11 protein-coding genes are annotated in these 26,666 nt (G+C 65.3%); 8 read left to right on the top strand and 3 right to left on the bottom strand.

Going from position 1 to position 26,666, the window contains the following annotated elements:
* Positions 1-7 precede the first annotated feature (7 nt).
* Positions 8-3,586, bottom strand: coding sequence for an ABC transporter permease/M1 family aminopeptidase (locus DX03_RS14520; RefSeq protein WP_038689851.1), 3,579 nt, complete (start codon positions 3,584-3,586; stop codon positions 8-10).
* A 13-nt stretch (positions 3,587-3,599) separates the two neighbouring features.
* On the bottom strand, positions 3,600-4,493 hold the full coding sequence (locus tag DX03_RS14515) for an ABC transporter ATP-binding protein (protein WP_038689850.1): 894 nt from the start codon (positions 4,491-4,493) through the stop codon (positions 3,600-3,602).
* A 209-nt stretch (positions 4,494-4,702) separates the two neighbouring features.
* On the opposite strand from DX03_RS14515, the gene DX03_RS14510 reads away from it, so the two are divergent.
* Entirely contained in the window at positions 4,703-6,079 is a 1,377-nt protein-coding gene (locus tag DX03_RS14510) for an alpha/beta hydrolase family protein (RefSeq protein ID WP_081797254.1), read from the top strand.
* On the opposite strand, the gene DX03_RS14505 is transcribed toward DX03_RS14510, so the two are convergent.
* The gene (locus tag DX03_RS14505; RefSeq protein WP_038689848.1) at positions 6,065-7,096 is read right to left on the bottom strand and encodes a LacI family DNA-binding transcriptional regulator; all 1,032 of its coding nucleotides are present in this window, start codon (positions 7,094-7,096) and stop codon (positions 6,065-6,067) included. The genes DX03_RS14510 and DX03_RS14505 overlap by 15 nt on opposite strands.
* 222 nt (positions 7,097-7,318) lie before the next feature.
* Between DX03_RS14505 and DX03_RS14500 the strand changes: the two genes are divergently transcribed.
* The 7 genes from DX03_RS14500 to DX03_RS14470 all read left to right on the top strand — a co-directional run bounded on the left by DX03_RS14500 (position 7,319) and on the right by DX03_RS14470 (position 26,663).
* Complete coding sequence (locus tag DX03_RS14500; RefSeq protein WP_244880130.1) at positions 7,319-9,502, top strand: type I secretion system permease/ATPase; 2,184 nt, start codon at positions 7,319-7,321, stop codon at positions 9,500-9,502.
* Between the two features lie 39 nt (positions 9,503-9,541).
* A complete protein-coding gene (locus DX03_RS14495; protein ID WP_038689846.1) occupies positions 9,542-10,936 on the top strand; it encodes an HlyD family type I secretion periplasmic adaptor subunit in 1,395 nt (464 codons plus the stop codon).
* A 47-nt stretch (positions 10,937-10,983) separates the two neighbouring features.
* A complete protein-coding gene (locus tag DX03_RS21255) occupies positions 10,984-11,541 on the top strand; it encodes a hypothetical protein (protein ID WP_185753359.1) in 558 nt (185 codons plus the stop codon).
* Positions 11,534-24,046, top strand: a complete 12,513-nt coding sequence (locus DX03_RS21435) for a cadherin domain-containing protein (protein WP_244880129.1) — start codon at positions 11,534-11,536, stop codon at positions 24,044-24,046. Before DX03_RS21255 ends, DX03_RS21435 begins: the two co-directional genes overlap by 8 nt.
* Entirely contained in the window at positions 24,043-24,594 is a 552-nt protein-coding gene (locus tag DX03_RS14480; protein ID WP_038689840.1) for a toxin-activating lysine-acyltransferase, read from the top strand. The genes DX03_RS21435 and DX03_RS14480 overlap by 4 nt, the downstream gene beginning before the upstream one ends.
* Positions 24,595-24,816: 222 nt before the next feature.
* A complete protein-coding gene (locus DX03_RS14475) occupies positions 24,817-25,383 on the top strand; it encodes a single-stranded DNA-binding protein (protein WP_038689838.1) in 567 nt (188 codons plus the stop codon).
* Positions 25,384-25,766: 383 nt separating this feature from the next.
* On the top strand, positions 25,767-26,663 hold the full coding sequence (locus DX03_RS14470; protein ID WP_038689836.1) for a hydroxypyruvate isomerase family protein: 897 nt from the start codon (positions 25,767-25,769) through the stop codon (positions 26,661-26,663).
* Positions 26,664-26,666: the final 3 nt, after the last annotated feature.

Raw genomic sequence — 26,666 nt, 5'->3', positions numbered from 1 at the left:
CCCGGCGCTACAGGCTCACCTTGCGCCGGTTGTCATCGCTGACCCGGTCGATCAACTTGTTGTACGGATCAAACCCGGCCTCGTCCGGCTTGCCGTCCACCACCACGGTGATCGTCGGCGTCGCCTCGGTGACGTGGTGGCGCTGCAGGTACAGCACCTTCTGGTCCCGCTCCTTGCCCGAGGGGGCATTGGCGAATACGCCCACCTCGATCCAGTCGTCCATGGTGCCGGCGGTCTCCTTGCCGCCGCCGTCGGCGTAGCGCTTCTCGGCGTGCAGCTTCAGGGTGACCTCGTACTTGCCATCGGCACGCTTGCGCGCCTTGGCGTCCAGCAGCCGGTTGTCGTACAGGGTGATCTTCTCGAACAGGTCGGTGACCACCTGCTGGCGGTCGGCCGGCGTCTCGGCGCGGATGTAGCCCAGCAGTTCGCGTGAGGTGGTGTACGGCGGCTGCTGGTAGCCCTTGTCCTGCAGGAAGCGCTTGAGCGCGCGGTTGAGCGCGGCCTCGCCGATCTCCTCGCGCAGGCGGTAGAACACCAGCGAACCCTTCTGGTAGTGGATGTACTGCTGGTTCTCCACCCGCTCCAGCGGCAGCTCCTCTATGCCTTCGCCGCCGCGCCCGGCCAGGTAGCGGTCCAGTTCGGTCTTGAGGAACTGGCGCATGTGCGCGCGGCCGTACGCCTTCTCCATCACCATCAGTGCCGAGTACTGGGACAGCGACTCGGACAGCACCGTGGCCCCCTGCACGTTGGCGCCGATCACCTGGTGCGCCCACCACTGGTGGGCGATCTCGTGCGCGGTTACATAGAACACGTAATCGATCTTGTCCGGGTCACGCAGGTCGGCAATGAAACCGATCGACTCGGAGTAGGGGATGGTGTTGGCGAAGGACTGCGCGAAGCTCTGGTAGCCGGGGAACTCGATGATGCGCACCTGGCGGTGCTGGTACGGGGTGAAGTTGGCCTCGTAGTACGCCAGCGACTTCTGCACCGCCTCGATCATCCGGTCCACGTTGTAGCCGTGGCGCGGGTCGTAATACACCTCGATCGGGATGTCCTTGTACGTGCCGCGCTTGACCTCCCAACGCGCGGACAGGTACGCGTAGAAGTTGAGCATCGGCCGGTCCATGGCATAGCGGAAGCAGCGCCGCCCGTCCACCGTCTTCTCCTCCTGCAGGTAGCCGGGTGCCAGTGCGATCTGGTCCGGCGCGGTGCAGATGGTGGTGCGGAAGTCGAGCCAGTCGGCGTCATCGGAAATGTAGGTGTTGGCGCGCGCGGCCTCATCCTCCAGCTTGGGCATGCGGGTTGGTTCGCCCAGCCCGCGCTTGCGGCGCTCGTTGCGGTCCTCCAGCTCGTTGCCTGCGTCGTAGCCGAACGAGGGCAGCATGCGGCTGTTGAAGAAGCTGCCGTTGGCCACCAGGTTGGTCGGCGCCTGCCCGGCGGTGATGCCGTTCGGGTGCTGGTCCACGCGGAAGTGCACGCGGCGCTCTTCGCCCGGCTGCAGCGGCGTTGCCAGGCGGTAGATGCGGTAGCCCAGGTCCACGTCGTGGAAGGCCAGCGTCTGCCCGCCCAGGTCCACCGCCACCAGCTGGCGGTCATCGCCCATCGCGATATGGATATCGGTGATCGGCGCGGCGTGGGTGTTGCGCACGGTCCAATCCGCATCAATGGTGACCGATTGGGTTTCCGGGTGCAGGTCCACGCGGTTGTCCACCGCGGTGATGCGCGGCTGCGGCAGGTGGCGGTACTTGGACAGCTCGCGCTCGTAGCGCACCTGCAGGTCGCGTTGCTGATCAGGGGAAAGGAACGGATTGCGGATGTTGGTGTTCCAGTACAGCCAGCCGCCCACCGCGACGAAAGCCAGCAACGCTGCCACCGCGCCCACGCCGGCGGGGCCGCGCAGGCGGCGACCGGCCAGGGCGAGGCGTTGGCGCAGGCCCATGCCCACCCCGCGCACCCAGAACGCCGACGCCAGGCACAGCAGCGCCACCAGCAACAGGCCCCAATAGCCCTGGAAGGCCAGCTGTCCGGTCAGGAAGTGGCCGAAGCCGTTCATGTCCGAATACGGTGCGTTGGGCCAGTTGCCGAAGTTGTAGAGGTTCTGGGTGTAATCCAGCATTCCCAGCGCGACCTGGCCGATCATCACCACGATCAGCAGCGCATAGCCGAGGAACTTGTTGTTGGTCAGCACCTGCAGCACCAGTGCCATGCCGCCCATCAGCACGTAGAACACCGAGCCCAGCGCCAGCATTTTGAGGTACACCAACGGCTCAAGGTGGGTGTAGCCCTGGCCCAGCTGCAACGCCATCGAGGCCAGCGCGCCAATCGCTTGGAAGCACACGATCACCATCACCAGCACGCTGAACTTGGCCAGCAATGGCACCCAGTTGGGCACCGGCATGGCGTCGTTGACTTCATTGAGCCGCGCGGTGCGCTCCTTCCACACCAGCTCGCCGGCGTAGAACAGCACGATGATCACCAGCAGCCAGCTGTAGGCGCCCTGCAGCGCGCCGAGCATTTCGGCGGTGACCGGGTAGATCGGCGTGCCGTACAGCGTCTCCTGCGACAGCGCGCCCGGGATGAAGTTGGCCAGGCCCAGCACCAGCAGCACCAGGAATGGCACGCTGCGCAGCACGCCGGCGGTGTCGAAGCGGACCTGGCGCAGGTACTGCCGCCAGCCGGTAGCGGCGCCGAAGGTCGGGTGGATGCGCGGTACGGTGAGCTGCGTGGGGCGGGTGGTGGCGGCGACCGGCGCGGCGGGCTTGCGGCCCCAGCGTCGGCGCCCACTGCCGCTGCGCTCGGTGCGGAACAGCGCGAAGGTCGCCGCGAACAGCGCCACCGCCACGCCCAGCCACAGCGCGCGGTTGGCCAGCACGTAGCCGGCCAGCTGCGGCAGCTGGGTGTTGCTCTGCTCGGTCGCCCAATAGCGCACGGTGCGGCCCAGCGCACGCATGCCGAGCGGTTCGGCCAACGTGGCGATCCAGGTGTTGTCGATGTCGCGCAGCAGCGAGGCGCTCACCCCGTACAGCACGAAGTAGCCCACCAGGCCGATGTACACCCACAGGATCGAGCGGGTCAGCGCGGCCAGCATGGCCAGCAGCGCGGTGGTGAACACCAGGTTGGGCAGCACGATCACCGCGAACGTCCACGCGTAGGCGCGCAGCGGGGTGGGGCCTATCCGTGCCGGGTCCACCCACGGCATGAACGGGGCCAGTAGCAGGCCCAGCGCGATGATCAGGTAGAACAGCAGACCGGCGCACAGCGCGGCCAGGATGCGCCCGGCCAGGTAGTCACGGCGTTTGATCGGGCTGGCGAAGATCAGCTCGGCGGTGCCCAGCTCGAAGTCGCGCAGCAGCGCGTTGCTCACCAGCAGCGCGGACACCAGCATGCCCATCATGGTGAAGATGCCCATGAAGCGGGCAATCACGATCGGGGCATTGCTGTGCACGTTGCCGGCACCCCCGCCGATCTGCACGGCATCGCTGGAGGCCGCCGCGAAGGCCAGCGCGGCAAACAGCACCGACAGCAGCCACAGCAGCGGGGAACGGAGCTGCTCGCGCAGCTCGAAGCGGAAGAAGGCAGTGATCATGGGCGCGCTCCGGTCAGGCGGCCCGCGACTGCAGGCGCAGTCGCTGGAAATACACATCCTCAAGGTCCGGGGCCACCGGCTGGAACCCGTCGCCGGGGTCGCTGGCGCTGTGCACGTGGATCACCGGGCGGCCGCCCACCAGGCGGGTGGAGAGCACCACATGGTTGGCTTCGTAGGTGGCCAGTTCGGCGCTGTCCACCTGCTTGCGCCAGACCTGCTGCTGCAATGCGTCGATGGCATCGCTCGGCTTGCCGGTCAGCAATACCTCACCCTTGTTCATGATGGCCATGCTCGGGCACAGGTCAGTGACGTCTTCGACGATATGGGTGGACAGGATCACCGCCACGTTCTCGCCGATGGCGGCCAGCAGGTTGAGGAACCGGTTGCGCTCTTCCGGGTCCAGCCCGGCGGTGGGCTCATCGACGATCACCAGCCGCGGGTCGCCCAGCAACGCCTGGGCAATGCCGAAGCGCTGGCGCATGCCGCCCGAATACGTGCCCAGCTTGCGCTTGCGGGCATCCCACAGGTTCACCTGCTGCAGCAGCCCGTCCACCACCTCGCGGCGCTGCGCCTTGTGGGTGATGCCCTTGAGCACGGCGAAGTGGTCCAGCAGATCCAGTGCGCTGACCTTGGGGTACACCCCGAAATCCTGCGGCAGGTAGCCCAGCCGGCGGCGCACCGCATCCTTGTCGCGCAGCACGTCGATGGCCGGCTCGCCGGGAATCTCCAGGGTCACGCTGCCGCTGTCGGCTTCCTGCAGCGTGGACAGCGTGCGCATCAACGACGACTTGCCCGCGCCGTTGGGGCCGAGCAGCCCGAACATGCCCCGCGGGATGTCGAGGGTGACGCCGTTGAGTGCGTGCACGCCGTTGGCGTAGGTCTTGGACAGCGAGCGGATCTGCAGCATGCGTCGGACACCTTCCCCTGAATGGTGAACGACTTATCCCGGCAAAGCGGCCCGGCCACATCACCCGTAAGTCATGGGTGCGGTCGGGAGCGGCGCGCCTCTGCTCCCGGCACGACGGGCTTTATCGCGACCAGGTCGGTTTCATCGCACCGCGCTGGCGCCTGGCCAGGCGGGCAGGCAGGCTGGGCCATCCACTGCAGGAGCGTGCCATGCCGATCCACCTCCATCTGACCCGCACGGCCCTGCGCGGGAGCGCGTTGTGGGCGCTGCTGGTCAGCAGCGCACTGGCCAGCGCCGCGCCGGCGCCCGAAGTCGCAACCGCCGCGCAGTGCGCGGTCGGCAGCTACCGCATGGCCGATGGCGGCAGTCTGGACATCGGGCCGGGAGCAACGGCCGAACAGTTGCGCTGGCGGCTCCCGGACGGACGCACCGGGCAGCTGCACGCGCGCGGCCATCGTCGCTGGGCCAGTACGCTGGGCTGGACCGACCGCGCCGATGGCCACACGGTCGTGCTGCCTGCATGCGGCAGCACGGCCATCCGCTTCGACGGCCAGCCCGGTGAGCGCATCGCACTGGTACAGACCGACACCCGCTTCGTGTCCGGCGGCGTCACGCTGGCCGGGCGGCTGACCTTGCCGCCGGGCAACAGCCAGGTGCCGATCGTGGTGCTGGTGCATGGCGCCGAGCACGATGCCGCGTTGCCGGCCTATTCACTGCAGCGCGAATTCGCCGCCGCCGGCATCGGTGTGTTCGCCTACGACAAGCGCGGCACCGGTGACTCGGGCGGGCGCTACACCCAGAACTACCTGACCCTGGCCAACGACGCCATCCACGCCGCACGCCAGGCCCGCCGCCTGGCGGGCGCGCGGGCCGGCCGGCTCGGCTACCAGGGCGGCAGCCAGGGCGGGTGGGTGGCGCCGCTGGCCGCACGCATCGAGCCGGTCGACTTCGTCATTGTCAGTTTCGGGCTGGCGGTATCGCCGCTGGACGAGGATCGCGAAGCCATCGCCTATGACATGGCACGCGCAGGCGTAAGCGCCGATGACACCGCCAAGGCGATGGAGGTGGCCGACGCGTCGGCGGCCATTGTCGGCAGCGGCTTCACCGACGGGTTCACGCAGATGGCGTCCGTCAAAGCCCGCTACGGCCACCTGCCCTGGTTCAAGGCGGTGCGCGGCAACATCAGTGGCTACCTGTTGGCGACCCCGGAAGCGACCGTGCGCGTCGACGGCCCGCGCCTGCTTGAGGGCGTGCCGGCCGACTACGACCCGCTGCCGGTGCTGGAACACCTGGACGTGCCGCAGCTGTGGCTGCTGGCCGGGCAGGACCGCGACGCGCCGCCCGGCCAAACCCTGCAGCGGTTGGCCTGGCTGCAACGCGATGGCCGCCCGATCCAGACCGCGGTGTTTCCCGATGCCGACCACGGCATGTACGACTTCGAACGGGATGCGGCCGGCGAGCGCGTCTCCACCCGCCAGCCCGACGGCTACCTGCGGCTGATGCAGGACTTCATCCTGGCGCGGCCGTTGGCGGCGTCCTACGGTGCGGCAAAGCTTGCTGCGGGGCCGCGCTCAACGCCGCCGTGACGACTCGCGCAGCACCTGCTTCACCGGAATGGTCTGCCCGTCCACCGGCGCGCCGCTGATCAGCGCCAGCAGCTTTTCCACCAGCAGCTGCCCGGCCTGTTTGGTGTCCTGCTGCACGGTGGTGAGCGGCGGCGACACCGATGCGGCCAGCGGGATATCGTCGAAGCCGGCCAGCGCCACATCCTGCGGCACGCGCAGACCGTGCTCGCGCAGCGCCCGCATGGCGCCGATCGCGATCAGGTCGCTGGCCGCGAACACGCCATCCACTGTCTCGCCGCGTGCCAGCAACGCCTGGCAGGCGTCGAACCCGTCCTGCTCGGTGGTGATCGCGTCGTGCTGCAGGCCCGGTTCGGCGCGGATGCCGCGTGCCGCCATCGCCGCCACATGCCCGCGGTAGCGCTCCTCGAACTCGGGGTAGTGGCTGGACGCGTGGCCGATGAAGGCGATGCGCTGGCAGCCCTGGTCGAGCAGGTGGGCGGTGATGTCGAAACCGCCCTGGAAGTTGTCGCTGCCGATCGAGACCCCGGGCTGGTCGGGCAGGGCCGCGCCCCAGCGCACGAAGTGGGTGCCCTGTTCAACCAGCCGCTGCAGCCGCTCGCGCGACTCGTGGTAGTCGCCATAGCCGAGCAGGATGATGCCGTCGGCCTTGTTGCTGTCTTCGTAGTCGGCCTGCCAGTCGGTGGACAGCTGCTGGAAGGACACCAGCAGGTCGTAGCCGCGCAGCGCGCAGGCACGGGTGATCGAGCCCAGCATGGCGTGGAAGAACGGGTTGATCAGCGAGTCGTCGTTGGTGGGGTCTTCGAAGAACAGCAGGGCCAACGTGCCGGCATTGCGCAGGCGCAGGCTGGAGGCGTTCTTGTCGACCTTGTAGTTCAGCTCCCGGGCGATGCGCAGGATGCGCTCGCGGGTTTCCGGATTGACCATCGGGCTGCCGCGCAGGGCGCGCGAGACGGTCGGCTGCGACACCCCGGCCAGGTGGGCGATGTCCAGGGAGGTGGCTTTGCCGCGGATGGTCATTGCTGGGAACGGCGGGAACGACGACCTGCATGATGCCATGCGGCACGGCACCCGGGCGCTGGCCGGGCGGGTGTCACCGGGCCAGGCAGGGCGGGCATTGGCCCCGGGGAATGTGAAATCCATCACGCCCGGCGATCCCGTGCCATGAAAACGTTTTCTGCGATAGACAGAATGCACAAGCCGGCTATAGAGTCGCGCCACAGGGGCCAACAGGACAGGGCAGTGGCAAGTGACGGATCAAGGATTGATCTGCAGGATGAACCCTGCGCGGCTGACGAGAATGCGCTGGGGTGCTTTGTCGCGCTGTTGGGGTTTCTCGACCGACCGGCCGAGCCGGACCAGCTGCGTCACCAGCTGGGCAATCCCGGCGGTGCGATAACCCCTCAGGATCTGCTCAAACTCGCCAAACGTCTGGACGTGAAGGCGCGCGTGGTCAATGCCGATGCCTTCAGTCTGGGCGACTACCCGCTGCCGGCGATGGCCTGCCTGGCCGGGGGGCGCTACACCCTGGTGCTGAAAGCCGACGCTGAGCGCGTGCTGCGTTTCGACGCGGGCGACCACGAACGCCCGGTTACCCAGTCACTGGCCGATTTCGCCCTGGACTACGATGGCCGCCTGCTGCTGATGACCACCCGCGAGGGGGTGGCCGGCGCTGCGCGTGCCTTCGATATCAGCTGGTTCATTCCCGCGCTGGTGAAGTACCGCCGGTTGCTGCGCGATGTGCTGCTGGCCTCGTTCTTCCTGCAGTTGATGGCGCTGATCACCCCGCTGTTCTTCCAGGTGGTGATCGACAAGGTGCTGGTCCACAAGGGCATCACCACGCTGGAAGTGCTGGCGATAGGCCTGATGGTGGTGTCGGTGTTTGAAGTCACCATGGGCGGTCTGCGCACCTATCTTTTCTCGCATACCACCAGCCGGGTCGACGCCGAACTGGGGTCGAAGCTGTTCGCGCACCTCACCCACCTGCCGCTGGCCTATTTCCAGGCCCGCCGGGTCGGCGATTCGGTGGCGCGGGTGCGAGAGCTGGAAACCATCCGCGACTTCCTGACCTCCTCGGCGCAGACCGTGGTGCTGGACCTGTTCTTCGCCATCGTCTTCCTGCTGGTGATGTGGCTGTACAGCCCCACCTTGCTGCTGATCGTGTTGATCACCCTGCCGTTGTATGCGGCCGTGGTGATGCTGGTTGGTCCGATGCTGCGCCGCCGGCTGGACGAGAAGTTCATCCGTGGTGCGGAGAACCAGTCGTTCCTGGTGGAAGCGGTGACCGGCGTGGAAACGCTGAAGGCGCTGGCGGTGGAGCCGCAGGCGCAGAATCGCTGGGACAAGCAGCTGGCCGGCTACATCCAGGCCAGTTTCCGCGCCAGCATGCTGGCCAACTGGGGCTCGCAGGCGATCCAGCTGATCCACAAGCTGGCCACCGTCGCGCTGCTGTTCTTTGGTGCGCGCCTGGTGATCGATGGCAAGTTGACCGTTGGCGAGCTGGTGGCCTTCAACATGCTGGCCGGCCAGGTGTCCGGCCCGGTACTGCGGCTTGCGCAGCTGGCGCAGGATTTCCAGCAGGCCCGCATCGCCGTGGATCGGCTGGGCGACATCCTCAATTCTCCGACCGAGCCGGCCAGCTCGCCCTCACGCGCCAGCCTGCCCAGCGTGGAGGGACGCATCGCGCTGGAGCATGTGGCCTTCCGCTACCGGCCTGACGGGCCGGAAGTGCTGTCGGAGTTGTCGCTGGACATCGCCCCCGGCGAGATCATCGGTGTGGTCGGTCCGTCCGGGTCCGGCAAGTCCACCCTGACCAAGCTCATCCAGCGGCTGCACACGCCCGAACGTGGGCGCATTCTGGTCGATGGCGTGGACCTTTCCATGGTCGACCCCACCTGGCTGCGCCGGCAGGTGGGCGTGGTGCTGCAGGAAAGCCTGCTGTTCAACCGCAGCGTGCGCGAGAACATCGCCATGGCCGACCCGGCGATGCCGATGAGCCGGGTGGTCGAAGTGGCCAAGCTTTCCGGGGCGCATGAGTTCATCCTGGAACTGCCCGAAGCGTATGACACCCGCATCGACGAGCGCGGTGGCAACCTGTCCGGCGGGCAGCGCCAACGTATCGCGATCGCGCGTGCGCTGGCGACCGATCCGAAGATCCTGATCTTCGACGAAGCGACGTCGGCGCTGGACGCCGAAAGCGAAGAGATCATCCAGGACAACCTCAAGCGGATGGCGGCCGACCGCACGGTCATCATCATTGCCCACCGGCTGTCGGCGGTACGCCAGGCCCACCGCATCATCACCCTGGAACGTGGCCGCATCACGGAAACCGGTACGCACGACACTCTGCTCCGCGCCGGTGGCCGCTACTCGATGCTCTACACCAAACAGATGGGGCTGCCTGCAATGGCCGCCCCGGTCAACTGACCCCGCCCCACACTCCCCACACGGCAAGGACGCATCGTGATGTTCAAGGGTCTTCGGCACCATCTTGCGATCCTGCGCGAGAGCCTGCGCGCGGAGCGTGCCGCGGGCGACCGTCCCGTATCGGCCGCCCCGGATTTTCTGCCTGCAGCGCTGGAAATCCTCGAAAAGCCGCCCAATCCACTCGGCCGTGCGGTGTTATGGGTGCTGATCGCGTTCCTGGCCATCGCGTTGGTCTGGTCATGCATTGGCCGCCTTGACATGGTTGCCGTGGCCGAAGGCAAGGTGATCCCGCGTGGCAACGTCAAGATCCTGCAGGCGGCCGATCAGGGCGTGGTACGCGCCATCCATGTAGTCGAAGGCCAGATGGTCAAGGCCGGCGCGCCCCTGCTTGACCTGGATCCCACCGTCAGCCGTGCCGAGGTGGAGCAGGCGCGCCAGGCGTTGTTGAGCGCGCAGATCGATGTGGCCCGTGCTCGTGCCGTCGTGGAGCATATCGAAGGGCGGGAAGGCCGCTTCATCGCGCCCGAAGGCGCTGAACCGTCGACAGTGGCCATCCAGCAATCGCTGCTGATCGCCAAGCACCGCGAATTCGACGCCACAGTGGCCGGGTTGCGCCAGGAGCGCAGTCAGCGCGATGGCGAGCGCGGGATGATCGATGCCGAAGTCGCCAAGCTCGAGGAACAGCTGCCGCTTGCGACGGACCAGCTGACCAAAATGGAAGCTCTCAGTCGTGACAACTACGTGCCGCGACTGCAGGTGGCGGAGATCAAGGAGCGGGTAGTGGGAATGCGCCAGGACCTGGCGATCCGTCGCGAAGAGCGTGGTAAGGCCGGTGCGGCACAGTTGGCCGCCAACCAGCAGTTGGCCAAGAGCCGCAGCGAATTCGCGCGCGAAGCACTGGATGCACTCACCGAGGCCGAAGCCGCCCGCGCGCTGCGTGCCGAAGAACTCAAGAAGGCCGAGGACAAGGCCAGCCACACGATACTGCGTGCTCCGGTGACTGGCGTGGTGCAGCAGTTGCAGGTGCATACCCTGGGGGGAGTGGTGAAACCTGCCGATCCCCTGATGGTAGTGGTGCCGCATGACGGCGAACTGATGGTGGACGCGATGTTGCCCAACCGAGATGCCGGTTTCGTACGTGAAGGGCAAGCGGTTGAAGTGAAGCTGGAGGCATACCCCTTCACCCGCTACGGCGTGGTCGACGGCGTGATCGAAACCGTCGGCCGGGATGCGGTGCAGACCGAGAAGGAAGGCCTGCGCTATCCCGCGCGCGTGCGCTTGCTTCGTTCCTGGATCGAGATCGACGGCCGGCGCATGGCGCTTGCACCAGGACTGGCCGCCACCGCCGAGATCAAGACCGGGGACCGAAGGATCATCGAATACCTGCTGTCGCCGCTGTCGAGGCGGATGCAGGAAGCGGGGAGGGAACGATGAGAGTCTGCGCACCATTCGACGTCCGGCACAGGCGGGTACGTAGCCGCATGGCAGCTTTGCTTGGCCTAAGCCTGCTCTTTCTCCCGCTTGGCCAGCCATTGGCCGGTGAGCCGTCTGCGCGCTTGGCGAGCCCTGAAGACCGGCTCGTTGCATTGATCGGCGGCCAATCGGGGAGCAACGCGTGGCACGGCATATCGATCGCCGATGTTGAACGGGCATTTGCCGTGCGACTGCTACCCGGAATAGGAAGGGTGCGCGCACGCGGTGCGCGGCGCGAGGTCCCAGCCGGATGGTCCTATGGGGTGGATGTGAAGACGTCCCAGGCTGGTCGCGAGTTCCAGTTCGTCGCATTTGCACCGCTGCGCCCTGGCGAGCTCAAGCGTCAGTGCACCTTCCGCGTTGATTCGTTCGAGCGAAGGCTCCGCGGCTTGGGGTTCTCAGGCGGATTCGCCGGTGGACCTCCAGTTAGTCCGAACCTCTGGCACTACTCCCGGCGACGTATCTCTATCCATGTGATCAGCTACGACGCCGTCGAAACCGATACGCCGAACTCCAAGTGCGTCGAAACCATTTCAATCCTGCCGACGGAGCAAGATCATGTCTGAGTTGAACGCAAGGCTCACTGGAATGTTGAACGACCTCGCCTCCAGAGGCGCAGCTTCAGCTCGGGCAGCAACCCAGCTACGCAAGGCTCTTGCCGGCTCGCCAAGTTTGGTTGAGCGATTCCAGCGTGCCATCCAGACCGGCCAACTCAAGCGGATCGAGCTCCTTTCCAACGATGCGGCGGAGTTCGCACACATGACCTTGGACGGCACTCTTCGCATCAGGGAGAGCGCGACGGTGGGGGTTTCGGACGTCCAGAAGATGGATGTCCTTCGCTCAGCCCTTGGCCACGAGATTGCCCACGGCTTGTACACCGACTTCTACAAAGACTATGCGGCGGTCACCTACGCCGCCGCAAATCTCGCGCAAAATGGCGGCCCAGTCCGCGATTACACAAAGCTGATCGGCAATTACCTCGCGTCCGCGCGTAGGAACGAGGCTGTAGCCAATATTGGGGGCTGGAACGCGGTAGTTTCACAGATGAATGCAGACAATGGCGGGAAGCCATTGGTGCGCAGCGAAGTGATGGAGCGCATGCGTCAGGCCATGCCTGAGTCATTTGAACAGGTTTCCCCCGGAGTCTTCGAGCTGCGTTCGGGCATCACGCTTACAGCGGATATGCGGATCAATGCCGGAATTGCGAGCAACGTTGAGGCATTTGCGCGTGATCATTTCGACAGAGGTTCTTCCAGCCTCGGTCCCGGCAAGGACGTCAACTACCTCCACTACTATGCTGCCGGAATAATCAGCTATGTACTTTCCGCGGAGATGGACTTCAACCATGGAGAGGGCCAGAGCGGCGTACATATCAACCTGGGCCAGCTTGGGCTGGTCGAATCAATGCTTGAGCGCGCAGGTCTGTACTTCAATGGCAGTAGTGACTACTTCCATTTCACCAACACAGGCGGTTCCCCGCTTGACGGCTTCAAGCGGCGCGGCACAACGGCAGACCAGAGGTACAGTCCCTTCCAGTCCATGAACCTGGATTTGGCGGCGCTCCAGAAGCTGGCGCAGTCGGGCTTCCTGGGAGGAGCGATCGGGGGGGCGATCGCCTCGGCGTTGAAAATCAACGATCCAGGATGGCAGGTGCTGGCCTCGGCTACGTTGACAACCGTTGGCCAGAACCTTGCGCAGGCGATCACTGCCGGCGGAATGGGAGGTCGCCTGCCATCCGGGGTGTTCATCGAAGTTCTGGCCGATCTTCCTGAAGAGTTCCAGACCAACCTGCGTGGCGCAGCGGCGGGAGCTATTTCTGCCTACCTCACCGCTGAGTTGTTCAGCTCGCTGGGCATCGAGGGGACGCTGGGAGAACTGGGGCAGACGGCCGCTTCAGCCGCGCTTGCACAGGTAGTCCAGAATGCGGCGTTGATTGCCGATGGCGCCAAAATAAGCTTGTTCGATGGGCTTGGGGCCGCACAGATATTCAATGCGGTAGGCGGCTATGTAGGGGCCCGCCTTGGCGCGAGTCTAGTGAAGTTTGATACCGTCGGCGGCCAGATCGGTGCCCAGATCGGCTCCGCAGTTGGTGCGTATGTTGGGGCTTCGGTGGCCACGACATGGGCTGCGGCGGGCGGCAAAGTTGGTGCGATTTACGGACCTCTGGGCGCAGCGGTGGGCGCCTTGGTTGGCTACGTGCTGGGCGGATTGATCGGTTCGTTCTTCTCCAGTGGAAAGCCTCGTTCCTGGGCGTCGGTCACATGGGAAGAGGGCGCCGATATCTTTGTAGTCAGCGGCGCCCGAGCGCGGTCCGGGGGCTCGCGCCTTGGCGCGACACTGCTGGCAAACGCCGTTGCAGAGACGCTAAATACGGTACTGGACATCACCGGAAGCCAAGTCGGATTCGGGGCCCGTGTGGATGGCGGAACCTACGGAACCTATGGGAGTGACTACCGATACTGGTCGGCAACGCCCCTTGATCTATCCACCGCGGAAGAGCTGATAGCGCACGGAACGACGCGGGCGCTGATCGGGTTGTCGGGCACGCTGGTCGGGGGCGATGTCTATATCAAACGTGCACTTACCACCCACCTCGCCAATCTGGCTGCTCCGACTGCCTTCACTACCACTTCGCTTATCGGTGATCTGGCCATGGCGGCCGACTATAGTCGTTACTCTGCCGACCCTTGGCAGATCAACGCGTTGATCTCTGGCGCTGGGTCCAGTGGCCTTGGCGCGCAATGGGCCATTACTTTCGCCCGTGCCATTGAGCTTGGACTCAATAAGCGTGCGTTTACCGATTGGACGGGCGGGTTCGCGGCTTGGTTCGACCAGATGGCGGATGGGCGCCTGGACGGAAAGGGATTGAATGCAGCGAACGTGGCACCCGTTTTCAGTCGTACAGAGGGCCGTCAGTTCCGATTGCTCGATTCGAGCGGTGACGCAGTTGCGACCTTGGAAGATACTGTCGTCGCCGCTGACAAGGATGAGGTGTTTGGCACCAGCGGCAACGACAGCATCGTTGTGGATGGCGCAACACTTTCGTCTAGCGCGGGTGTCCTGATCAATGGAAGTGCTTTGCAGGCCAGCCACCGCATCGAGATCGCAGCCGTCATCGACGCCGGCGCCGGAGACGACATCGTCCGTGGCGGCGACTTGGGCAATGACCTGCTGGGTGGAAGCGGAAATGACACTCTGGTGGGCGGCCTGCTCGATGACTGGTTGTTCGGCGGCGACGGCAATGACGTCCTGTTCGCGGGCAACGTCGCCAATGTGAACTTCGTCGTCGGCGACACGGCTGCCCAGGCGACAGCCATCGCCGGCAACGGTGGCAACGGCAACTACCTCGACGGTGGCGCTGGCGATGATCGCTTGTACGGCAGCATCGGCTCGGACTGGCTGGAAGGTGGCGCGGGCAACGACCTGTTGGTCGGTGGCGAAGGCGGCGATATTCTCGCCGGTGGTGCGGGCGACGACCGCGGTGCCGGTGGCGAAGCGCGCCTGTTCGGTGGAGGTGGTTCGGACCAGTACCTGTTCCGCCTCGGCGACGGCCGCGACGTGGTGTACGACGAGCAGGGCAGCGGCGGGATCCGTGGCAGCGGCGACAGCCTAAACGACCGCCTGGCGAAGATTGCCAACGGAGAGCTGGCGCGCAACTGGGCCGGCGGTGGTGACTATGAAGTCAACGGGTCGGTAAAGGGGGGCGAAGATGCCATCGTGTTTGGCAGCGGTTTGTCGCTGCAGAATGTCCAGATGCGTCGTTCAGCGGCCAGTGGCGCAGGCAATGATCTGGTCATTGCGCTGCTTGCCTACGATGCGGCGGGCAACGCGATCCTTACCGGCGACGAGCTGATCATCAAGGACTGGTTCGAGTCCTCACACCGCGTGGAGTGGCTGCGTTTTGCCGACGGCGAAGAGATCCGCATCGGGGACATGACCTCCTACATCATCGGCACCGGTGGCTCGGACGTTATTTTGGGCACCTATGGCGCTGACTTCCTGTACGGCGGCGCTGGCAACGACGAGATCCGCGGCCTGGCCGGCAACGACTTCGGCAATGGCGGGTCGGGTGACGACTTCGTCGCCGGTGACGGCGACCAGGACTGGGTGATGGGCGGGTCCGGTAATGACCAGGTGCTGGGCGGCGCGGGTAACGATACGGTATTCGGTGACGACGGCGACGACCGTGTGTACGGCGGCACTGGAGCGGATCTGGTCGTTGGTGGCCGTGGGAACGATGAAGTAGTCGGCGGCGCAGGTGATGATGTCTTCCGCTACCAGCGTGGCGATGGCGATGACACCCTCATGGACGACTATGTCGACAATTGGGATCTGGTCTGGCAGAACGGCGGGTACGTCAACGGCTATGTGCGCAATGCCGATGGAACCGTCAGCAAGGACGGTATCGTCTACTTCGACGGTTCCACCTGGACCAGCCATAACGACTGGAACGACGAGGCCCAGGTGCTGCGCCGCCACCAGGGCGCGATCAACGGCTTGATCGCGCGCAACGCTGGTGTGGATTCGCTGGAGTTCGGTGTCGGCGTCGACATCCAGGACGTGATGCTGCAGCGGGATGGCAATGATCTGCGGCTGGTGATCGGTCGTGATGGCGAGGTTGGCCAGCTGTCCGGTTCCGGCGATCGCATCACCATCAAGGACTGGTATGCCCTGGGTGGCTCCATCGAGAACATGGTCTTCGCCGCAACCGGGCGGCACGCCCTCACCGACATGACCCTCCTGGGTGGGGGCGATGGGAACGACACCATCAACGGAACAGCTGGCAAGGACTGGCTGACTGGTAATGGCGGCGATGACGTGATCGACGGCGGGCAGGGGGGCGACCTGCTGATGGGGAACGACGGCAACGACACGCTGCGTGGCGGCGCCGACAACGACGTTCTCTACGGCGGGCGGGGTGACGACCTGCTGCACGGTGGTGCGGGTGCCGACACGCTGTTTGGCGGCGGCGGTGTGGACATCGCGTCGTATGCGGGCAGCGTCGGCGTACGCGCATATCTGGAAGGTACCTTCGCCAACACGGGTGATGCCAAGGGCGATGTGTACAGCAGCATCGACGGACTGGAGGGCAGCAGCGGCGACGACCGGCTGGGCGGCAGTGTCGGCGCTGATGTCCTGCGTGGTGGCGGCGGCAGCGATGTTCTGTATGGCGGCGAGGGAGACGATACGTACGAATACAACCTGGGTGATGGAAACGACCAGATCTTCGAGGGTGCCTTCGCCCTGGAGGAAGTGGTCACCTCCGCTGGTGACGTAGCGGGCGGCTATTCGGCATCGTGGGAGTCGCTTGGTCAGGGGGCGGGCGGTCTGTATGCCCATCGTCTGACGATCACCAGCCGGGAGACCGGTCAGGTTGTCTACAAGAGCATTGACCGCGTTGACTTCCTGTTTGCCACCGCGCAGGCAACCATGCCGCCTGCGTCGGCATGGCCTTATGGCGTCGCGCGGCTGCTGGGCAATGCATGGCGTAACACCGAAAACGGTTCGCAGATCGTCCGCGAAGCCTTCCAGGATGTTGAAGGTGGCAACGATGTCCTGGCGTTCGGCGGCGGCATCAGCCTGTCAAACCTGCGCATGCGGACCGTGAGCGGCGATACCCAGCTTGATGTCATTGCGGCACAGACCGGCTCGGTCAGACTCAGTGATGGGTTCACCAGCCAGCGCCGCGTTGAGAAGGTCCAGCTCAGCGATGGACTTGTGTTTGACCTTGAAAATCTGCGTCAGCTTGCGCAGGGGGGGACGACCGCTGATGACGTTGTTCTGGGAGGCGCTGCGGCCGACACCATCAACGGCGGCGCCGGGCATGACGTGATCTCTGGCGGGGATGGGGATGACAGGCTGTCCGGCGGCGAGGGTGACGATACCCTGGAAGGCGGTGCGGGTGCGGATGTGCTGGACGGTGGGAGCGACCGCATCAGTCTTGGTCTGCCGTTGGAGTCAGGTCGTGGCTACGGGGACACGATCCGCTACGTAAGCTCCGACGCCGCGCTGGTCCTTGATCTGGCGGCTGGCACGCTGTCCGGCGGTCATGCAACGGGCGACACCATCGTGATGAGCGGGGGTGTGAGGTCCATTGAGAATGTGGTCGGAACAGATGGCTTTGCCGATACCTTCAGTGGCGATGCGCGGGCCAACCGCCTGATTGGCCTGGGCGGCAATGACTGGCTGGATGGCCGGGGGGGCGATGACGTCCTCATCGGCGGCGATGGCAACGACACCCTGATGGGCGGGGATGGCAACGACGCGATTTCTGGCGATGCCGGCGACGACCGTCTTGAAGGCGGAGCGGGCAATGACGTGCTCGCCGGTGGTTCGGGTGCCGATGACATCTACGGTGGCGTGGGCGACGACCAGATCAGCGGTGATGTCGGTGACGACAAGGCATGGGGTGGCGAGGGCAATGACACCCTTGGCGGTCAGGAGGGGGCCGACCAACTGTACGGCGACGCCGGCGACGATACCCTGGTGGGGGGCGCCGGTGATGACCTGCTCGATGGTGGTACCGGCAATGACACGCTGGTGGGCGAGGCGGGCAATGACCTGCTGCGCGGAGGAGATGGCAACGATACCTATCTCTTTGATCGCGACGGCGGCAGCGACCGGATCGAAGACGCACAGGGCGTGAACCGCATCGTGCTGCAGAACGCCGCGCCCAACGAAGTATGGTTGCAGCGCGTTGGCAACGACCTGCTGGTAAGCGTGATCGGTGGCAGCACCCGCATCACCATTGCCGGCTACTACGCCGGAACCAGCCGCATCACCGAGATCACCACCGGCGGTGGGTCGCTGTTCCTGGCGCACGCCGAGCCGTTGCTGGCGGCGATGGCGGCCGATTCGGTCTTGGTACCGGGCAGTATGTCGTCCGCACTCCAGGAACAACTGGCCAGCTACTGGCAGAACTCCAACAAGCCTGCTCCGCTGGTGGCCACCCAGTATCTGGCAACCGACGAAGACGTGCCCCTCACTGGCAACGTCAACGCCGTGGACCATGATGACAACATCACCGGCTATACGCTGCTGACAGCGCCGGGCATGGGTAACTTGACCCTCAATGCAGTCACCGGCGCATGGGTCTATACCCCAGCGGCAGACCGCCACGGCAATGATCGCTTCGTGGTCCGCGTCACCGATGCCGATGGCAACACCGCCGACCAGGTGGTCGAGCTGGCGGTGCGGTCGGTCAACGACGTGCCAAGCGACATCCTTGCCCCGGGCCCGTTGGCCGTCGACGAGAACGCGGCAAACACCCTGTCGCTGGGTCGCTTTGGCCATGTGGACCGCGACGGCCCCGAAGACACCGCCACCTTCACCCTGGTTGACGATGGCGGTGGGCGCTTTGCGATCAGCGCCGATGGCGTGCTGAGCGTACGCGACGGCACCAGGCTCGACTACGAAACCGGCGTGGCGCACACGGTCCGGATACGCGTCACCGATGGTGCGGGCGCCTGGTTCGAAAAGAACTTCGTCATCGACGTGCGCAACGTCAACGAAACCCCGTTCACGCCCAGCCGTCCGCCCAACATGGCCCCGGTACTGGCGGGTGAGAAGACCGGCGCCGGCACAGTGGTTGGAAGCTTCGTGCTGAGCGATCCGGACAAGACCACGCCAACGCTGCAACTGGTGACCAATCCGGGTGGACTGCTTGAGGTGGTGGGCAACCAGGTGCGTGTCCGCGCAGGGGTTGCGATCGATTTCGAGGCGCTGTCCAAAGCGCAGGGCGCCACGCTGGTTGATCTGGACGGCGATGGCATCAAGGAGGTGTTGTTGACTGCCAGCGTGCGCGCGCATGACGGCAGCCTGGCCTCGGACGGGACGCTGAGCTTCACCTACGCAATCGAAGACGAGAACGAGGCGCCCACGGCCGTTGCGTTCGCTGCGAGCACCACCAGCATTACCGAAACCGACCGCGTACCCACCGGGACCGCGCGGCCGGCGATCCTGCTTGGCACGTTGTCGGCGACCGATCCGGACACGACCCCGGGCAGTGATTTCGCCACGATGGCGTACAGCGTGTCCGACAGCCGCTTCGAGATCGTCAACGGCAACCAGCTGCGGTTGAAGGCCGGTGCGATCGTCGACTACGAGGCGGGTACCACCATCACGGTGACCGTTGTTGCCACCGATCGTGGCGGTGCTGGGCTGAGCGTCAGCAAGCAGCTGGTGTTCACCGTGGTCAACCGCGATGACTACCTGTATGGCACCGCCGCAGGCGAGACCCTGGTGGGGCAGGCCAACCGGGACGTAATCCAGGGCTTGGGCGGCAACGACATCATCAACGGGGGAGGCGGCAACGATGATCTGTACGGTGGTGACGGCGACGACACCCTGCGCGGTGAAGCCGGCGATGACAAGCTCTGGGGCGATCTAGGCCGCGACACCTTGTATGGTGGGGCGGGCGTTGATGAGCTGCGTGGCGGTGACGGCGACGACACGCTCTATGGTGACGACGGTGATGACCGCCTGTACGGCGAAGCCGGCAACGACGTGCTCGACGGCGGTGCCGGTAGCGATCTGCTGGACGGTGGCCTTGGCAACGATACGCTGCTCGGCGGACTGGGCAACGACACGCTGCGTGGCGGTGAGGGCGATGACATCGTTGATGGCGGGGCCGGGGCCGATGTGCTGTCCGGTGGCGCAGGTGTCGATACGCTGACCTACGCCACGGCCACCGCTGGCGTCGTGCTGGACATGGCTACCGGAACGCACGGCGGGGCTGCGCAGGGCGATGTGCTGGAAGACGCGTTTGAACGCGTTATCGGAAGCAGCTTCGCTGACACGATCACCGGCACCGCCGGTGATGACTACATTGAAGGTGGCGCAGGCAACGACAAGCTCTACGGTGGTGCCGGCAACGACACGCTGTACGGCGGCGATGGCGATGATCTGCTCGACGCGCAGGCCGGCAACGATACGCTCTATGGTGGTGCCGGCAACGACATCCTGATCGGCGGCGACGACAGTGATGTCTATCTGATCGACCGGAGTTCCGGGGCTGACGAGATCCGTAACTATGATTCGAGCGGTGACGACATCGACGTCATCGGCTACCGCGACATCAGCCGCAATGATCTGTGGTTCAGCCGCACCGGGGATGACCTGGTGATCTCGGTCATCGGGACCAGCGTGCAGACCACGATCAAGGGCTGGTACACCACCACCAATGCCAGCGATCGGGCGAGCTACAAGATCGATTTCTTCCTGGCCGGTGAGCACGCAACGAGCACGATCAACGCCGAGGCGCTGGTGGCGCTGATGGCTGGAAAAACCAAGCCTGCAACCTTGGCCGACTACCAGGCCCTGCACGCGGACGCAGCGTTCGAGAACCAGTGGCGCCACCACTGGGATGGCAACGGCCTGCCGACGGTCAGCGTGGTGGCCAACCAGCAGATCAATGAGGACGGCCAGGTGGCCGTGCAGTTCACCGTAGGCGATGACCTGACCCCGGCCAGCGGCGTGAGCGTGCGTGCCGTGGCCGTGGATGCCACAGACCTGAGCACCGTATTGGCGTGGATGAACCCACCGACCATCACCGTGGGCGCCAACGGCTCGCGCACGGTGACGCTGGTTCCCAAGGGCAACGCCAGTGGCCGGGTGGCCATCAAGCTGATCGCCACTGACGCCGGTGGCCTGGTGACCGAGCGTGTCTTCTTCCTGGACGTGGCGCCGGTGGTCGATGCGCCGCTGATCACCCGCGCGGTGCAGGTGGGCACCACGCTGGACGGTGGCACGCTGGCACTGGACGTGCAGGCGGCGTTGTCCGACAAGGATGGGTCGGAAACGCTGGAAATCCGTATTTCGAACCTGCCGGCCGGGTTGACGCTCAACAAGGGCACACACCTGGGCAATGGCGTCTGGTCGCTGACGCCTGCGCAGCTGGCGGGACTGGCACTGGTGGGCCCGGCGACGTGGTCGGCCGACCTTGCCGGCACCGCTGCATTGACGGTGACGGCCATTGCCAAGGAGCTGGCGACCGGCCAGACCAGCAGCAAGACACAGACACTGACGGTGACCATCAACGCTCGCCCGACCGACATTACCGTGGACCGGGCGCTGAGCACTGCCGAGTCCACCAGCGAGGCACCGCTGGCCAACGGGACAGTGTTGGGCAACTTCGCGCGCGTGGATGCGGACAATGATGGGTTCACCTTCAGTCTGGCCGACAACGCAGGCGGTCGCTTCGCGATCTCGGCGGCCGGTGTCCTGACCATCGCCAACGCCAGCCTGCTCGACTACGAAACCAATGCCTCGCACCAGATAGTGGTGCGCGTGACCGACGCCGGCGGCCTGACCCGCGACAAAACCTTCACTGTCGCGGTCACCAACGTTGACGAAGCACCTGGCACGCCCACGGTGTCCAACCAGCCGGTCGCGATCGCGGCTGAGAATGCTGCGCTGGGGGGCGTGCTGATCGCCAACCTGTCCTCCAGTGGCGGCAATGGGACCTACAGCTATGTGCTGGAGGGCGATTCCAGGGGGTGGTTCACCCTGGTCGGCAACCAGCTGAAGTTCCGTGCTGGCTTGGTGCTGGACTTCGAGGCGCTGAAAGCTGCCGGCATGACGTTGAGCGATGCGGATGGCGACGGCCGCCAGGAAGCGGTGTACTCGGTGTCGGTGCGCGCCGTATCTGGCGGGCTGTCATCGGTAGGCGTACGCACCATCACGGTGCGGCTGGAAGACGTCAATGATGCGCCGCACGGCATTACCGCGGACCGGACACTGACCATCGCCGAAAACACCGCAAATGGCGCGGCAGTCGGTACGTTCAGCGGCCAGGACCAGGACACCACCGACGGCCTGACCTTCAGCCTTGTCAACAATGCCGGCGGGCGCTTCGCGATCTCGGCCGCCGGCGCATTGACGGTGGCCAATGGCAGCCTGCTCGATTATGAGTCCGCGACCACGCATGCCGTCACGGTACGGGTGACCGACAGTCATGGTGCCACTCGCGACCAGGTCTTCCAGGTCGGCGTGTCCAACGTGAACGAGGCACCGCGCACTCCGGATGTCGTCCAGCACATCGTGCTCACCGGCGAGAACACCGGGGTGGCCGGGCAGGTGGTGGCAACCCTGTCGTCGTCCGACCCGGACGGCACCACGCCGTCCTATCAGGTCATCAACGATCCCTTCGCCTGGTTCGTCATTTCCGGCAACCAGCTCAAGTACAACGTCAGCAGCTTCGATTTCGAAGCGGTTGCCCCGTATCTGCAGCTGATCGACGGTGATGGCGACGGCCAGTTGGAGGCGTATTACAACGTGACCCTCCGGGCCACGGATGGCGCGCTGGTGTCGGGCAACCGGGAAGTCACTGTCCGCATCGAAGACGTCAACGAAGCGCCGACTACCTGGGGCCAGAGCGTCTCGCTGGCGGAGTCAGCGCCCGGCGCCGGTCAGACGGTGTTCCAGTTCACCAACTGGTCCGATCCGGACAGCCAGTGGTACAACCGTGACCACCGCTTCGCCATCACCGGCGGTGCCAGCAATCTGTTCGGTATCAACGCCACCACCGGGCAGATCGCGCTGCATGGCCAATTGGACTACGAGGCCGCGCAAAGCCATCAAATACTGGTCACGGTGACCGACCGGGGCGGCCTTTCGTCCAGTACCTGGGTGACGATCAACGTACAGAATGTCAACGATCGTCCTACCGTCGTACGGGTCGAAGACAATGGTATCCAGGTTATGTGGGGCAGTGACGCCGAAGATGGGTTGGCTCTGCTGGTGGTGACAAGTGCAATCGAGTTCGTGCATGTCACCGGGCAATACACCGATACCTATAGTGGTGAAGGTTATAGCTATGATCGCGGAATAACGACGCGCGCGGTATCCGGGGACGGTTTCCTCACCGGGTATCATCACAGCGCCAATTATCTTGCCACTCGCGTGAATGCGCGTGGCAGCTGGCGTCAGGAGACGTCTGGCAATTGGGGCGATCCGCGCGGAAGTGGTGCAGGCTACTTCGAAGAAACCAACTACGAAACCTGGTACGAAATTACAGTCGCCTCAGTCGACAGTGGCGGTCTTTGGAGCGACCCCATCAAGTTCGTCGTCAACATGCACGGCGCACGCCTTGGGCCGGTGGTGCTGGATCTGGACGGCGACGGCGTTGAAACCGTTGGCTGGGCGCAGAGCGCAACCCGCTTCGACATGAATGGCGACGGCGTGCGCGACCTCACCGGTTGGGTGGGGCCGCATGATGGCCTGCTGGTCCTGGACCGCAATCGCAACGGCGTGATCGATTCCGGCGCCGAAATCTCGTTCACCGCTGACCTCGACGGTGCCCATTCGGACCTGGAGGGTCTGGCGGCCTACGACAGCAATGGCGATCGCCGCTTTGACGCCAACGATGCACGCTTCGGCGAGTTCCAGGTGTGGCGTGACGGCAACCGCGATGGCATCAGCCAGGCCGATGAATTGCTGACCCTCCAGCAGGCGGGCGTGGCGTCGATCAACCTCGATGCGCAGCGCACCGGGCAGATGCCAGGCCAGACGCCAGACAACACCACCTATGCCAACGGCCAGTTCACCCGCACCGATGGCAGCCAGGGGGCACTGGCGGACATGTTCTTCGCCTTCGGCGAACGCAACAATGACGAGGGTGGCACCGGGCAGAACCTCAATGCCGGCAACGGCAACGGGGGGCGCGATCTGGGCAGCGGCGATGCCACGTCCGGCCGCGTCAACCGTCGCGGTGGGAATCTGAGGGTCGCGGCCAGTGCAGACCTGCCGCAGTCCGGGACCCCTCCGGTAGTGGCCGGTGCGCCGGATCGCTTCGGCGGGGTCGAGCAGACAGCGGCCGAACGCAGGCAGGCCCCGTCTGGACAGGATCGTCGACCGGCCGTTGACGACAGCCTCCCGACCAGCCCCCGGACGTCACGCTCGGCCCTGCATGACAATCTGGCACTCGCCCAGAAGAAGCGGTTCCAGATGATCGAAGCGATGTCCACCTTCGATGCCCAACCCTACGCGCAGGGCATCAGCACGGCCGCGCGCAACCCTGCCACCATGGAACTGCTCACTGCCATTCCCGACTACAGGATTTCCCACTCATGATCACGTCCCCGACGTCCGCTTCACCGGCCAGCGATGGCGCCCCCCGCACCGTGGCCGAGGCATTGGGCCAGATCGTCTGGCTGCTTTCTCAGTCTGCGCTGCATCGTGAGCTGAAGTTGAAGGACTTGGAATGGTCCTTCATGCCGCCGGTGCTGAAGGAACAGTTCCGGGTGTTCCGCTTCGGCACCCTGCCGCCGTTGCCCGGGCTGCAGGATGCCTCGCCGGCCTTCAGCGGGCTCACCCAGCAGGCGCTGGAGCAGCTGCCGCTGGGCGTGGCCATCTGGGCGAACTTGTCCGAGGTGGCCGAGCGGAAGCTGGAACAGGGGCAGCGCCTGGAACTGGAGGAGTGGAATAGCGGCGACCGGCTGTGGCTGATCGAGTTCGTCACGCCCTTTGCGACCCCCGGCAACGGCCTGGCAGAAGCCATGCTCACCGACCTGCTGACCGGTCCGTTCGCGGGCAAGCTGGTCTCGATGCACCGGACCGACCCGCAGACCGGCCGGCGCGACAAGGTCACCCTGAATGCCCCGGGGGCCGAGGCGGCCTGAGGGCGGGCGCTGAGCCCCGTCGCAATTGACGCCCGCTTGCGTTCTGGTGGGTTTCATCGAACTTTCCGTGGTCGCCCCCAGCGGGCGGCCAGGGGCGGTTCCAGTGGTACCATGGCGGCCAAGTACCCCAACGAATCACCCCCCGCAGGGCCGCCGCATCCCGGCATCGATCCGCTTGTGCGATGACACCAGGCGGCCCTCGGACAACGGAAGAGCAACCCTATGGCGCGCGGCATCAATAAAGTCATCCTGGTCGGCAACCTCGGCAACGACCCGGACGTGAAGTACACCCAAGGCGGCATGGCGATCACCCGCATCAGCCTGGCCACCACCAGCGTCCGCAAGGACAAGGATGGCAACCAGCAGGAGCGCACCGAATGGCACCGCGTGGTGTTCTTCGGCAAGCTCGGTGAAATCGCCGGCGAATACCTGCGCAAGGGCAGCTCGGTCTACGTCGAAGGCAGCCTGCGTTACGACAAGTACACCGGCCAGGATGGCGTGGAGAAGTACTCCACCGACATCATCGCCGACGAAATGCAGATGCTGGGCGGCCGCGGTGAAGGCGGCGGTGGCGGCGGTGCAGGCGCCGGTGCCGGTGGCAACTACGGCGGCGGCGAGCGTCCGCAGCGCCAGCAGGCCCCGCGCCAGGAGTACGGTGGTGGTGGTGGTGGCGGTGGTCAGCGCCAGGGCGGGCAGGGCGGTGGTTACGGCCAGCAGCGCCCGCAGCAGCAGCCGCAGCAGCCGGCGCCGCCGATGGACGACTTCGCTGACGACGATATTCCGTTCTAAGCAAAACTCACCGGTACATCCCGGCAGAGTTTCAAGAAAAGCCCCGTTCTTACGGGGCTTTTTTGTGGGTCTTCGCCTGTTCACGGGGAGCAACGCAGACCGATCAACGGTCGGGCAACGCAGGCGCCCGTGAAAGCGGATCTGTGTCCACGGAAGAATCGCACGCACACCCGTAGAGCCGACCGTTGGTCGGCTTCTCCCAGCGCCCGACGATACCGACGTAAGCCCCCAGGTCGAGCCAAACGGACGTGCGCTTTGTGCTCTGCAGCATAGGTTTTAGTGCACTGCGTCTTGCAAAAAAAAGACGCGCTCCTCTATGGTGCAATCGATTGCATTAAACCGAATCGTCAGCGTGTGATACCGGTTGGGAGGCCGGAAAGTGGATGCCTATCCATTCGATCGGACCAGGCCCGGCCCCGGGGCTCACACGGCGCGATGCGCTGCGCATGGCGGTGGCCGGGAGCGTTGGCCTCGGCGCAGCGGCCGTTCTGCCCGCGTTCGCAGCCACCGCGCCGCTCAAGGGCAACCTGAAGCACTCCGTCGCCCGCTGGACGTTCCCGCAACAATCGATCGCCCAGCTCTGCCAGACGGTGAAGGGCATCGGGTTCGCCGCCATCGATCTGGTGGGGCCGGCGGACTGGCCCACGCTGAAGGCCCATGGCGTGGACAGCGCGATGTGCAACGGCGCGGAGCTGGGCCTGACCAAGGGCTTTGCCGGCAGCCAGTTCCACGACGAACTGGTGGAGCGTTATACCCGGCACATCGACCTGGTGGCCGATGCCGGCTATCGCAACCTCATCTGTTTCTCCGGCAACCGCAACGGCATGGACCCCCAGGAGGGCATGGCCCATGCCGAGGCAGGGCTCAAACGCATCCTCGGGCATGCAGAGAGGCGCGGCGTGGTGCTGGTGATGGAGCTGCTGAACTCCAGGGTCGATCATCCCGACTACCTGTGCGACCACTCCGCATGGGGCGTCGAGCTGTGCCGACGGATCGGCTCGGATCATTTCGGCCTGCTATACGACATCTACCACATGCAGATCATGGAGGGCGACATCATCGCCACCATCGGCAGGCATCACGCGTACTTCAAGCACTACCACACCGCGGGCGTGCCTGGCCGACACGAGATCGGCGACCAGCAGGAGCTCCATTACCCCGCCATCTGTCGCGCGATCCGCGACACCGGTTTCGATGGGTATCTGGCGCAGGAGTTCATGCCTGCCGCGCCGGATCCCATCGGCTCGCTGCGCGAGGCGATCCGCCTCTGCGACGTCTGAAAC

Origin of the sequence: Stenotrophomonas rhizophila, from assembly GCF_000661955.1 — a bacterium.
In the GTDB taxonomy this organism is placed as follows: domain Bacteria; phylum Pseudomonadota; class Gammaproteobacteria; order Xanthomonadales; family Xanthomonadaceae; genus Stenotrophomonas; species Stenotrophomonas rhizophila.
The sequence above is the reverse complement of the archived record's forward strand: the minus strand, read 5'-3'. Positions and strand labels throughout refer to the sequence as shown.

What these genes read in the sequence shown, in the direction of transcription:
- DX03_RS14515 (WP_038689850.1), bottom strand. Translation starts at nt 4,493, where the DNA reads ATGCTGCAGATCCGCTCGCTGTCCAAGACCTACGCCAACGGCGTGCAC.
- DX03_RS21435 (WP_244880129.1), top strand. Translation starts at nt 11,534, where the DNA reads ATGTCTGAGTTGAACGCAAGGCTCACTGGAATGTTGAACGACCTCGCC.
- DX03_RS14505 (WP_038689848.1), bottom strand. Translation starts at nt 7,096, where the DNA reads ATGACCATCCGCGGCAAAGCCACCTCCCTGGACATCGCCCACCTGGCC.
- DX03_RS14475 (WP_038689838.1), top strand. Translation starts at nt 24,817, where the DNA reads ATGGCGCGCGGCATCAATAAAGTCATCCTGGTCGGCAACCTCGGCAAC.
- DX03_RS21255 (WP_185753359.1), top strand. Translation starts at nt 10,984, where the DNA reads ATGGCAGCTTTGCTTGGCCTAAGCCTGCTCTTTCTCCCGCTTGGCCAG.
- DX03_RS14480 (WP_038689840.1), top strand. Translation starts at nt 24,043, where the DNA reads ATGATCACGTCCCCGACGTCCGCTTCACCGGCCAGCGATGGCGCCCCC.
- DX03_RS14510 (WP_081797254.1), top strand. Translation starts at nt 4,703, where the DNA reads ATGCCGATCCACCTCCATCTGACCCGCACGGCCCTGCGCGGGAGCGCG.
- DX03_RS14520 (WP_038689851.1), bottom strand. Translation starts at nt 3,586, where the DNA reads ATGATCACTGCCTTCTTCCGCTTCGAGCTGCGCGAGCAGCTCCGTTCC.
- DX03_RS14495 (WP_038689846.1), top strand. Translation starts at nt 9,542, where the DNA reads ATGTTCAAGGGTCTTCGGCACCATCTTGCGATCCTGCGCGAGAGCCTG.
- DX03_RS14470 (WP_038689836.1), top strand. Translation starts at nt 25,767, where the DNA reads ATGCCTATCCATTCGATCGGACCAGGCCCGGCCCCGGGGCTCACACGG.